Origin of the sequence: Cellulomonas pasadenensis, from assembly GCF_047229365.1 — a bacterium.
Classification (GTDB): domain Bacteria; phylum Actinomycetota; class Actinomycetes; order Actinomycetales; family Cellulomonadaceae; genus Cellulomonas.
This window is the reverse complement of record NZ_JBFTEP010000118.1, coordinates 1-11,238: the sequence shown is the minus strand read 5'-3', so window position 1 is coordinate 11,238 and position 11,238 is coordinate 1. Positions and strand designations below refer to the sequence as shown.

Genomic DNA, 11,238 nt, shown 5'->3' with positions numbered 1-11,238 from the left:
CCCCCCCCCCCCCTTCCCCCCCCCCCCCCCCCCCCCACACCAACACATACTTTGCATCGTGGGCTGCGTCTGTTGTGTATACGAGACCGGCGGGCAGCAGCGCCGCCCCCGCATGCTGCACGACGGCCGGGTCGACGGCCGGCCGGTCGGCCGCGGCCGGGCTCAGCCGACCCCGGCCCTCCGGTCGTCCAGCCCGGCCGACCTCGTCCCGGCGACGAGCCGGTCGTTGCGCAGCAGCACCGGCGCTGCATGCTGCACGACGGCCGGGTCGACGGGCGGCCGAGCTGGTCCCGGCGACGAACCGGCCGTTGCGCAGCAGCGCCGGCGCAGTGTGCTGCACGACGGCCGCGTCGGCCGCGCCGGTGTCGTCGGTGCCGCCGGCCCGGGCGGCCGCTCAGGCCGGTGCGGACGCCGCTGCGTCGCCCGGTGCCGGCGTCGGGGCGTCCGCCGTCCGCCGCGCGCTGACGCGCACGAGCAGGGCCGCGAGCGCCGTCGTCGCCGGGATCGCGAGCACCAGGCCGATGGAGCCGACGAGCGTGCGGACGACCTCCTCGGCGATCTCGCCCGCGGTCAGCAGCTCCACGAACGACCGGTCGGCGAGGCTGACCAGCAGCACGAGCGGCAGCGCCGCGCCGACGTACGCGAAGACGATCGTGTAGACGGTCGACGCGATGTGGTCGCGGCCGATGCGCATGCCCTGCCCGAACAGCTCCCGCGCGGACGCCGCCGGACGCGCCGCGTGCAGCTCCCACACCGCCGACGCCTGCGTGATCGTCACGTCGTTGAGCACGCCCAGCCCGGCGAGGACCATCCCGCAGACGAGCACCGCGCGCAGCCGCACCTCGGGCGCGGCGGACAGCAGGTCGAGCGCGTACTCCCCCGACAGGCCCGTCAGGTGCGCCGCACCGCCGGCCCAGGCGGCGATCCCGCACGTCGCGAGCAGGCCGACGAGCGTGCCCAGCAGCGCCGTCGCCGTCCGCACCGACACCCCGTGCGCCAGGTACAGCACGGCGAACATGATGACGACGCTGGTCACGAGCGCGACGGGCACCGCCGGGCGTCCCTGCAGCAGCGCCGGCAGCGTGAACACACCCACGATCCCGAGGCTCACCACCACGCCGACGAGCGCGGCCAGACCCCGCCAGCGCGCCACGAGCACCACGAGCACCGCGAACACCCCGGCGAGCAGCGCGATCGGCGGGCCCCGCACGAAGTCGACGAACACGTACGACGTCGTCATCACCTCGGGGTCGCCGAGCGGGTCGAGCGCCGTCTCGGGGACCTCCATGCGGGCGACGCGCAGCGTGTCCCCCGCGGCGAGCTCCGGCACGTACTCGGGCGGCACGTGCGCGTCGACCTCCTCGCCGTCGGCGAGCCGGACCGTCGCCTGGTCCATCCCGGTCGCGTCGGGGTGCACGTCGACGACGTCGGCGCGCACGTAGGTGACGCCGGGGCCGGCGGTGTCGATGCGCGGCGGGACCGCGTCGGCGTCGGGCCACAGCCACCAGGCGCCCGCGAGCGCGACGGCGAGCGACGCGAGCAGCAGCACGGCGAGGACCGCACGGGCGCGCGGCTCCGTGCGCGCGGTGGGCGCACCGGCGGCGGTCGCGGCGGCGGACGGGGTCGGGGCGTGGACGTGCACGCCCCAGCATGGGCCGGTCGGCGGCACCGACCGCGGTGGACGCGCCGAGCACGGCCCCACCGCGCACGTCGCCCCGCACCCCTTGACCTCGAGCGCACTCGAATCCCTAGCGTCGCGGTCATGGACGAGACGACGGGGCACGGCCCGGCCGGGCTGACGATCGAGGAGGCGTCCGCACGCACGGGCGTCACCGCCCACACGCTGCGGTACTACGAGCGGATCGGCCTGCTCGACCCGGTGCCGCGCGCCGCGGGCGGGCACCGCCGGTACACCGACGACGACCTCGGTCGGGTCGGGTTCCTCACGCTGCTGCGGCAGACGGGGATGTCGATCCGCGACATGCAGCGGTTCGTCGAGCTCACGCGGCTGGGCGACCACACGATCGCGGACCGGGTCGACGTGCTCGTCGACCACCGCGCCCGGCTGCGCGCGCACGTCGAGCTGCTCACCCGTCACCTCGCCGCGCTCGAGACGAAGATCGGCGTCTACCGCACGATCCTCGGCACCGAGCGCCCGTACACCGACGACCAGGACGACCAGCCGGCGCGGGCCGGCGCGGAGGAGCACGCATGAGGACCGTCGAGCTGGGCACCACGGGCGAGCAGGTGAGCGCGGTCGCGCTGGGCGCGATGCTGCTCGGCACGCGCACCGACGACGCGGGCGGGTTCGCGCTGCTCGACCGGTTCGCCGCGGACGGCGGCACGTTCCTCGACACCGCCGACTGCTACGCCTGGTGGGAGCGCCGGGGCAGCGACGGCGGGCACAGCGAGGAGCTGCTGGGACGGTGGTTCGCGTCGCGCCCCGGCAGCCGCGACCGCACGTTCCTCTCCACCAAGGGGACGGCGATGATCCGGGACGTCGACGCGGTGTGGCCCGCCGACGGCGGCGAGCCCGTCTGGCCGGCCGCCCGCGAGCGCTTCGTCGGGGCGTCCGCACCCGTGCTGCGCCGCTCCCTCGAGGCGTCCCTGCGCCGGCTCGGCACCGACCACGTCGACCTCTACCACGTCCACGTCGACGACCGGTCGACGCCCCTGGAGGAGACGCTGGCGGAGCTCGCCGCCTTCGTGGCGGAGGGCAAGGTCCGGTACGTCGGCTGGTCCAACGTGCGCGCGTGGCGGCTCGCCGAGATCGCGCAGCTCTGCCGGCAGCACGGGTGGCCGGCGCCGGTCGCCGTGCAGCAGCAGCACACCTACCTGCAGCGGCGGGCCGGGCTGCGGCACGGGTCGATCGTCGACGACGAGCAGCTGGACTTCCTCGAGGCCCACCCCGAGATCACGCTCGTCGCGTACTCGCCGCTGCTCAAGGGGCTGTACGACGCCGGTCCGGCCGAGCGCGCGCAGAACTTTATGCTCGCGGACTACGCGGGCGCCGCGGCGGACCGCCGGCTCGCGACCGTCGACGCCGTCGCGGCCGAGACCGGTGCGACCGGCAGCCAGGTCGTCCTGGCGTGGCTGCTCGCGCAGACGTCCCCGCGGGTGGTCCCGCTGGTCGGCACCACGCGCCCGGACCGCTGGCAGCAGGCGGTCGCCGCCGTGGACCTGGCGCTGACCGCGGACCAGCTGACCCGCCTGGACGCGTCCTGACGGCGCCTCTGCCGCCGCACCCGCCGACCTCGTCGCTCCGGCGCCGACCACGTCACACCTCCATGACGAGGTCGGCGCACACCGGACGATCTCGACGCACGCACGCCGGGCCGGCGTGGGTCGCGGACGCCCGCCGGGCCCGCCGGGTCGGCCGTCGGCCCGCCCTCCTGTCGCCGAGCTCGCCGGTCCGACGGGCAGGTCGCCCGTTCCGACGGGCGAGCTGGGCACGCAACGGGCGAACTCGGCGGGTGGGGGGCGCGCCGCGGGCGGGAGGATCCGGGTGGATCGGGCGTCGGGCGTCCCGGGGAGGCGGCACGGACGACGGTCCCGGGCCGGGTGCGACAGACTGCCCCGGTGACCGACCTGCTCTCGTCGCCGCGCCTGGTGGGCGACGGGCCGGCGATCGCGCACCGGCCGGACTGGACGTGGCTGCCCGACCCCGTCGACGCGCCCGGCCCGGACGAGCTCGCGCGCGCCCGCCGGCAGGCGGACCAGATCCTCGCCGAGCACGGCGTGACCTACGGCGCGGACCGGCCCGACGGGCACGGGCAGTGGCGGCTCGACCCGCTGCCGGTGGTCGTCGACGAGACCGAGTGGGCGCGGCTCGACGCGGCGCTCGTGCAGCGGGCGGAGCTGCTCGACGCGGTGCTGCACGACCTGTACGGACCGCGCCGCCTGCTCGACGACCGGCTGCTCCCGGCGACGGCCGTCCTCGCCCACCCGGGGTTCCTGCGCGCGGTCGACGGCCTGCGCACGCCCGGCGGCCGCGAGCTCGTGCTCACCGCGACGGACCTGGTCCGGGACGCGACGGGCGGGTGGTGCGCCGTCGCGGACCGCACGCAGGCACCGTCCGGCGCCGGGTACGCGATGGAGGACCGCCGCGTCACGGCCCAGGTGCTCGCGGGCGTGTACCGGCAGGCGCCGATCGCGCGGCTCGGGCCGTTCTTCCACGCGCTGCGGCACGCGCTGCGGGACGTCGCGCCGCCGACCGCGTCGGACGACCCGCGCGTCGTCCTGCTGACGCCGGGGCCGGGCAGCGAGACGGCGTTCGACCAGGCGTACCTGGCGTCGATGCTGGGGCTGCCGCTCGTCGAGGGCCGCGACCTGCTGGTGCGCGACGGGCGCGTGCACCTCGAGGGCATCGACGGCCTCGAGCCGGTGGACGTGGTCCTGCGGCGCGTCGACGCCGACTGGTGCGACCCGCTCGACCTGCGCGCGGGCTCGCGGCTCGGCGTGCCCGGCCTCGTACGGGCGGTGCGCGGCGGGACCGTCAGCGTGGTGAACCCGCTCGGCGCGTCGGTGCTGGAGAGCCCGGCCTTCCTCACGTACCTGCCGCGGCTCGCGCGCGCGGTGCTCGACCAGGACCTCGCGCTGCCGTCCGCCCCGACGTGGTGGTGCGGCGAGGAGCGGTCGCTGCGGCACGTCGTCGCGCACCTGGACCGGCTCGTGCTCAAGCCGACCGTGCAGGGCGCGGACGTCACCACGGTGCTGGGGTGGACGCTGTCGGCCGCGGAGCGCGAGACGCTCGGGGCGCGCATCCAGGCCGAGCCGTGGCTGTGGGTCGGGCAGACGCCCGTCGGCCCGACCGTCGACCGGCACGACGTCGCGGGCGTCGGCTCCGACCGGCCCGACGCGGCCGGCGTCGGCCCCGCCGACCTCGGGCCGCGCGCCGCGGTGCTGCGCACGTACGCGGTGGCGCACGCCGGCACGTACACCGTCATGTCCGGCGGCCTCGCGCGCGTCGCGGACGCGCACGTCGTCTCGTCGGCCCGCGGCGCGTCCGCCAAGGACGTGTGGGTGCTCGCGAGCCAGCCGACGACGCCGCCCGACGTGGCCGTGCGCGAGGACGCCGACGCCGCGGTGGGCCGCGCCGTGGGCGCCGGCATCTCGCCGCGCACCGCGGAGAACCTCTACTGGATGGGCCGGTACGCCGAGCGCGCGGAGGGCGAGGCGCGCGTGCTGCGCGCCGTCGCCGACCGGTGGGACGACTACCACCGCAGCCCCGGCTCGGCGGGCGGGCGCGCGCTCGCGGTGCTGCTGCAGGCGCTCACGCCCGCGGCGCTGCCCGACGGCGGCGAGACGACCGGCACCCCGGGGACCGCCCCCACGGGCGGCGGCAGCCCGGCGCCCGCCGCGGACGACGAGCACATCGGCCCGCGCGTCCCCGCGCTGCGTGACCTGCTGCTCGACCGCGCGACACCGGGCAGCGTCGCGCGCGCCGTGCACCGCCTGGCCGGCGCGGCGGCGTCGGTGCGCGACCAGCTCTCCACCGACACGTTCGGCCCGCTCGCCCGCGTCGAGCGCGCGCTGCGCGACGAGCGCGGCCGGCACCGGCCCCGCCCCGACGACCCCCTCGGCGCCGCACCCGCCGAGGACCGCGCCGCGGCCGTCACCGCCGGCCTGCGTCCCACGCTCGACCGCGTCCTGCACGGCCTCCTCGCGCTGTCCGGGGTCGCGGCGGAAGGGCTCACGCGCGACGTCGGCTGGCACCTGCTCGACGCGGGCCGGCGCATCGAGCGCGCGCAGCACCTCGTCGACACGCTCGCCGCCACGCTGGTCGTGCGCCGCTCGGCCGACGTCGAGGACCTGCTGCTGGAGTCCGTCCTGCTGGCCACCGAGTCCGCGATCACGTACCGGCGCCGCCACCAGTCGGCGCCCAGCGTCGCGAGCGTGCTCGACCTGCTCGTGCACGACCGGACGAACCCGCGCTCGCTCGCGTTCCAGCTCGACCGGCTGCTGGCCGACCTCGAGGCGGTGCCCGCGCCGTGGCGGTCCGCCGGGCAGCGCGACCACCTGCTGCACGGCGTCGGCGAGCTCGTCGCGGAGCTCGACACCGTCGCGGTGGGGGCGGTGGTCTCGGAGGACGGCCGGCGCGTGCGGCTCGCCGAGGCGCTCGACTCGATGCTGTGGCGCTTGCGGGCCGCGTCGGACGAGATCCAGCGCGTGCACTTCGTCCGCCCCGCCGCCAGCCGCCCCCTCGACGACCTGTGGGGCGCGACGAACGAGCACGACGGCGAGGGACGCGCGTGAGCACCACCGACCCCGCCGGCCGCACGTACGACCTCGTGCACCGCACCACGTACGAGTACCCGCAGCCCGTCACCGACTCCTACGGCCGCACGACCATGACCCCGCGCGACCTGCCCGACCAGCGCCTGGTGACGACGTCCCTGACCGTCGACCCCGAGCCGGCCGACACGCACACGCACGTCGACTGGTTCGGCAGCACGACCACGTGGTTCGGCGTGACGACCCCGCACACGCGGCTCGTCGTGACGTCCCGCTCGACCCTCGAGGTGAGCCGCGTCGCGCCGGCGCGCGCCGACCTGCCGGACGTGCGGTGGCGGTCCGTCGCGCGGGCGGTGGCCGCGGGCGACCTCGGCGCCCTGCACACGGACACCACCGGGCTCGTCGCGCTGCGGGAGGCGGTGCTGCCGTCGGCGCACGTGACCTTCGTCGACGAGGTCCGCGCGTGGGCGGCACCGTCCTTCGCCACCGACCGGCCCCTCCTCGACGTCGTGCTCGAGCTCGTGCACCGCATCCGGTCGGAGATCACGTACCGGTCGGGCTCCACGACCGTGCACACCACGCAGGCGCAGCTGCTCGCGCAGGGCGCCGGCGTCTGCCAGGACTTCGCGCACCTCATGATCGCGGCGCTGCGGCTGCACGGGCTGCCCGCCCGGTACGCGTCCGGCTACATCGAGACGCGCCCACGGCCGGGCCGGCCGAAGCTGCGCGGTGCCGACGCGTCGCACGCCTGGGTGTCGGTGTGGGTGCCGGGGCACGGCTGGCTCGACGCCGACCCGACCAACGACCAGCTCGTCGACGACCGGTACGTCGTGCTCGGCTGGGGCCGCGACTACCACGACGTGCCGCCGCTGCGCGGGGTCATCTTCACCGAGGGCGGCGGGGCGTCGCCGCGCGTCGAGGTCGACCTGGTGCCGGCGGGGTCGGAGCCGTTCGTCTGAGCCGGTGCGGGCGTCCCCCGCCTAACGGACGGCGCTGCGTGCCCGGTCGTCCAGCTCCGCCGCGGTGACGACGAACCCGCCCGCGTCCACGACCGTCCCGCCGGCCGCGCGCCACAGCGTCCCGGTGACGCGCGCGATCCCCGGCGTGACGCGCTGCCGCGCGACCACGTGCACCTGCGAGGGGTGCTCGACCTGGAGCTCGGCCGGGTCCGGCGGCCGCCACGTCACGTGGTAGCCCCACGGGCCGTGCTCGCGCCAGTCGAGCGTCGACAGGACGACGGGCACCTCGTCGGAGCGGGAGAGCCGCACGACCACGGCGCCGTCGTACTCGTACGTCGCGGTGAGGGAGAACCCGCCGGACGCGCCGCCCTGCGCGGGCGTCTCCGTCGGCACGAGCCGGCTGCCCGACAGCGCGGGGCGCACGAGCGGCACGGCGTCCTGCGCCGCGAGCGGCACCGCCGACCACAGGGTGAGGTCGAGCGCCGACGCGGGGTCGGGGACGACGACCTGGCGGCGGTCCGCCGGCAGGATGCCGCCGCCGGTGCGGCGCGCCGCGGCGGTGGCCCAGCCGGCGACGAGCGCGGGGCTCGCCGCGGCACCCGCCGGCGTGGTCACCGGCAGCCCGTACAGGTCCGCGTCCTGCGCGGGCAGGCCGAGCGCGCGCGCCGACGCGGCGTCCAGCGGGTGCGGCCCGGCGACCTCGACGCCGTCGGCGACCGCCAGCACGCCCTCCGTCGCCACCGGTTCGACGACGACGCCGCGGAACCGTGCGCCCGTCAGCCGCGCCGCCGGTGCCGACCGGGCGGGTTCGCGCGCCCAGCGGGCGTCGGGGAACCACGCGCGCACGAGCGCCAGCGCGTCGGTGCCCGCGGGCAGGGCGAGGACGTGCTGGCCGTCGAGCGCCGACGGGACCGTCGTGGTCATGCGCGGACCGTAGCGACGCCGCGCTACGCGGGTGTTTCCGTCCGGACACGGTTCGGCCGACGCGCCGACGACGCGCCGTGCGCGACGCCGGACGCGTCCGGCGGGCGGTCAGGCGCGGACGGTCAGGCGCGGACGTCGTGCAGGTGGTGGACGACGTCGTGCAGGAAGTACTGGCCGAGCGTGCGGACCGTGAACCGCGAGCCGTTGCTGCGCCGGCCGGGCCGCTCCCACGCGTCGTCGGCCACCGCGTCGAACCGGTCCGCCGTCGTCTCGGCCGCCGCCGCGAGCTCGCCGGCGACGACCTGCGGGTCCTGCAGGTCGTACCGGTCCTCGAGCGCCGTGGCGTCCTGGTCCCAGTTGGCGAACAGCGGGTCGTCCTCGTCGAGCATGAGCTGGACGCGCTCGCCGAAGATCCGCATGACGTCGCGCACGTGCGCGCCGTACTCGAGCGTGGACCACGTCGTCGGCGCCGACCGCTCCTGCGCGTCGTCACGGTGCAGCGCGGCGACCCAGCGCGGGACGAGGTCGCGCACCGTGCCCCCCACGGCCTCGGGCGGGACGTCGGAGGCCGCGAACCCGCACTCGGGGCAGCGACGCTCGACGACCCAGGTCCAGTCCTTGTCGTCCGGGGTGATCACGGGCGGCTCGGAGGTCTGCGCGGGTGACGGAGGTGTGTCCACGCGCGTCACGGTAGCGCCCGCGCCGGGGGTGCTGTCACGGGCCCGGCGCCCGCTGTGGACGACCGGCACCGGCGCCGGCGGGCAGGAAGAGGTCGGGCGGCACGCCCCCTCCCGCGCGCCGCCCGACCGGGCACCGGGTGCGCCGAACCCCCTCAGGTCGACGCGGGTGGTGCCGCTGCACGGAACGGTAGCCAAGCGACCGTTGCACGGCGTATGCCCCCATGTGTACGTTTTCCGGCGCGCGTCGCACGCCGCACCGGATCGTCGCCGACGGGGTCGCCGGCGCCGGTTTTCGCTCAGCGCAGCGTGCGGTCCAGCTGGGCGAGCCGCGTGTGCGCGCGCAGGTGCGCGGCCGACCCGATCGGCGCGACCTGGGCGAGCGTCTGCCACGCCTCCCAGTCGTCGGCGCCCTCGTCGCTCGCCGTCCAGCGGCCCACGAGGTCGACGTCCCGCGACGCGAGGACGGCGGCCCGCAGCCACCCGACGAGCGACTCCCGGATGCGCTCGACGCCCGGCGCGGCGGAGCGCGGCAGCAGCGGCCCGGCGTAGGCGGTGAACGCGCCGCGGACGTCCTCCACGGCGAGGGCGTCGCGCACGTGGTCGACGTCGGTGTGCAGCGGCGCGGTGAGCCGGTAGGGGCGCGACTCCGAGAGGAGCGGCCCCACCAGGCGGCGCAGGCGGCTGATCTCGGCGCGGACGGTGACCTCGGAGAGCTCGGCCTCCGACAGCAGCACGGTCAGCTCGTCGCCCGTCAGGCCGCCGGGGTGCTCGGCGAGCAGCAGGAGGATCTCCGCGTGCCGGCACGTGAGCCGGCGGCGCCCCTGCGGCGTGTGCAGCGTGCCGCCGTGCGTGCCGAGCACCTCGAGCCGCGTCGCCGGGGGCTGCGTCGCCGTCGACGCGAGCGTGGCCTCGACCGCGGCGACGGTCGCCTTCACGAGCGCGAGCGCCATCCAGGACGCCGCCTCGTCGCGCCCGGTGACGTCGAGCACGCCGACCACGCGCCCCGACGGGTCGTGCACGGGCGCGGCCGCGCAGTTCCACGGGTGCACCACGCGCGCCCAGTGCTCCGTGCTGAGCACCTGCAGCGGCCGCCGGGTAGCGAGCGCGGTGCCGAGGGCGTTGGTGCCGGCCGCGTCCTCGCGCCACGCGGCGCCCTCGACGAAGCCGACGCGGTCGAGCGGGCGGCGCAGCGCGGGGTCGCCCTCGACCCACAGCAGCCGGCCGGTCTCGTCGCTGAGCGCGGCGACCCAGCCCGACGCGGGCTCGACCAGCAGGCGGCGCACGACGGGCACGGCGCCCGACATGGGGTGCGCGGCCCGCAGGCGGTCCAGCTCGGGGTCGGAGAGGTCGACGGGCGGCGTCGGCAGCTCGGGGTCCACGCCGATGCGGCGGCTGCGCCGCCAGGACTCCGCGACGACCGGCCGCACGCCGCCCTCCGGCTCGCCGCCCGCGACGAAGCGCTCGTGGGCCGCGCGGACGCGCCCGGCCGCGCCCGGGCCGAACCCGCCGGGGGCGGGCTCCGCGGACCGGTCGGCGCCGCCGGAGGGGATCCGGACGTGTCGGCTCATGCGATGACTTCCGTGGTGGCGCGGACCCGACGTCGACCGCCGGGGGGTGAGGGGGGTGGCGGACGAGGGCTGACGTCGGGCGGGACGGTGCGGGTGTCGCGCCACGCATCGTACGCGAATGCGACGACAGGGACGTGAGAGACATCACACGTGTTTCTGCAGATCGTCCGGCGTGGCGTTTTTTCCTGACGCACTGTGCGAGACTGTCAGCATGCCCAAGATCATCGGCGGATCGCTCCACGAGCACCGCGAGCAGACCCGCCTGCGTCTGTTCACCGCCCTGTCCACGCTCATGGCCGAGCGCGGGTTCGACGGCATCACCCTCGCCGACATCGCCGCCGCCGCGGGCGTCGGCCGCACGGCGGTGTACAACCACTTCCCCGACAAGGAGGCGCTCCTGCTCGGGTTCATCACGCACGAGACCGAGCAGTACGCCGCCGGACTGCAGGCGTCCCTCGACGACATCGACGACCCCGTCGAGCAGCTCCGCGCCTACGTCCGCGCGCAGGCCTCGCTCACCCGCGTCTTCCACGTCGCCCCCGGCCCCGAGCTGCGGTCCGTGCTGTCCCGCGGCGCCCAGGCGCGCGTGCGCGAGCACGTGGGCGTCGTCGAGCAGATCCTGCGCCGCATCCTCGCCGCCGGCATCGCGTCCGGCGCCTTCCCCGCGCAGGACCTCGACACGACGGTGCCCCTCGTCAACGCGTGCCTCTCCGGCCGCAACCTTCCCGACGTCGACGGGCCCGACCGCGAGCGCGCGGTCGGGCAGACCGAGACCTTCGTCCTGCGCGCGGTCGGTGCCGTCGTGCCGGTGCCGGCCTGAGCGCGGCCCGCGGCGGACGGCCGCACGGGCACGGCACGGGCCGGCCCGGGCGC

At 77.1% G+C, this 11,238-nt stretch carries 9 protein-coding genes; 5 read left to right on the top strand and 4 right to left on the bottom strand.

Features of this window, described 5'->3' with window-relative positions; genetic code table 11:
- Nucleotides 1-394: 394 nt before the first annotated feature.
- The gene (locus AB6N23_RS14560) at nt 395-1,642 is read right to left on the bottom strand and encodes a YibE/F family protein (RefSeq protein WP_412866735.1); all 1,248 of its coding nucleotides are present in this window, start codon (nt 1,640-1,642) and stop codon (nt 395-397) included.
- Between the two features lie 120 nt (nt 1,643-1,762).
- Here AB6N23_RS14560 and AB6N23_RS14555 point away from each other — a divergent pair, with 120 nt between their 5' ends.
- From AB6N23_RS14555 to AB6N23_RS14540, 4 genes are all read left to right on the top strand, one after another.
- Nucleotides 1,763-2,215 carry a MerR family transcriptional regulator gene (locus AB6N23_RS14555; RefSeq protein ID WP_412866734.1) on the top strand — a complete coding sequence of 151 codons (453 nt, stop codon included), beginning with the start codon at nt 1,763-1,765 and terminating at the stop codon, nt 2,213-2,215.
- Nucleotides 2,212-3,225, top strand: a complete 1,014-nt coding sequence (locus tag AB6N23_RS14550) for an aldo/keto reductase (RefSeq protein ID WP_412866733.1) — start codon at nt 2,212-2,214, stop codon at nt 3,223-3,225. Before AB6N23_RS14555 ends, AB6N23_RS14550 begins: the two co-directional genes overlap by 4 nt.
- 354 nt (nt 3,226-3,579) lie before the next feature.
- Nucleotides 3,580-6,255, top strand: a complete 2,676-nt coding sequence (locus AB6N23_RS14545) for a circularly permuted type 2 ATP-grasp protein (RefSeq protein WP_412866732.1) — start codon at nt 3,580-3,582, stop codon at nt 6,253-6,255.
- Nucleotides 6,252-7,193 (top strand): transglutaminase family protein, encoded by a 942-nt coding sequence (locus AB6N23_RS14540; protein ID WP_412866731.1) that lies wholly within the window; start codon nt 6,252-6,254, stop codon nt 7,191-7,193. Before AB6N23_RS14545 ends, AB6N23_RS14540 begins: the two co-directional genes overlap by 4 nt.
- A 21-nt stretch (nt 7,194-7,214) precedes the next feature.
- On the opposite strand, the gene AB6N23_RS14535 is transcribed toward AB6N23_RS14540, so the two are convergent.
- The 3 genes from AB6N23_RS14535 to AB6N23_RS14525 all read right to left on the bottom strand — a co-directional run bounded on the left by AB6N23_RS14535 (nt 7,215) and on the right by AB6N23_RS14525 (nt 10,365).
- On the bottom strand, nt 7,215-8,117 hold the full coding sequence (locus tag AB6N23_RS14535; protein WP_412866730.1) for a hypothetical protein: 903 nt from the start codon (nt 8,115-8,117) through the stop codon (nt 7,215-7,217).
- A 122-nt stretch (nt 8,118-8,239) separates the two neighbouring features.
- Nucleotides 8,240-8,797 (bottom strand): DinB family protein, encoded by a 558-nt coding sequence (locus AB6N23_RS14530; protein ID WP_412866729.1) that lies wholly within the window; start codon nt 8,795-8,797, stop codon nt 8,240-8,242.
- 296 nt (nt 8,798-9,093) lie between these two features.
- Nucleotides 9,094-10,365, bottom strand: a complete 1,272-nt coding sequence (locus AB6N23_RS14525; RefSeq protein WP_412866728.1) for a GAF domain-containing protein — start codon at nt 10,363-10,365, stop codon at nt 9,094-9,096.
- A gap of 211 nt (nt 10,366-10,576) precedes the next feature.
- Between AB6N23_RS14525 and AB6N23_RS14520 the strand changes: the two genes are divergently transcribed.
- The gene (locus AB6N23_RS14520) at nt 10,577-11,185 is read left to right on the top strand and encodes a TetR/AcrR family transcriptional regulator (protein WP_412866727.1); all 609 of its coding nucleotides are present in this window, start codon (nt 10,577-10,579) and stop codon (nt 11,183-11,185) included.
- Nucleotides 11,186-11,238 lie beyond the last annotated feature (53 nt).

Coding starts and splice junctions, on each gene's coding strand:
- AB6N23_RS14525 (WP_412866728.1), bottom strand. CDS start 10,365: ATGAGCCGACACGTCCGGATCCCCTCCGGCGGCGCCGACCGGTCCGCG.
- AB6N23_RS14535 (WP_412866730.1), bottom strand. CDS start 8,117: ATGACCACGACGGTCCCGTCGGCGCTCGACGGCCAGCACGTCCTCGCC.
- AB6N23_RS14550 (WP_412866733.1), top strand. CDS start 2,212: ATGAGGACCGTCGAGCTGGGCACCACGGGCGAGCAGGTGAGCGCGGTC.
- AB6N23_RS14555 (WP_412866734.1), top strand. CDS start 1,763: ATGGACGAGACGACGGGGCACGGCCCGGCCGGGCTGACGATCGAGGAG.
- AB6N23_RS14520 (WP_412866727.1), top strand. CDS start 10,577: ATGCCCAAGATCATCGGCGGATCGCTCCACGAGCACCGCGAGCAGACC.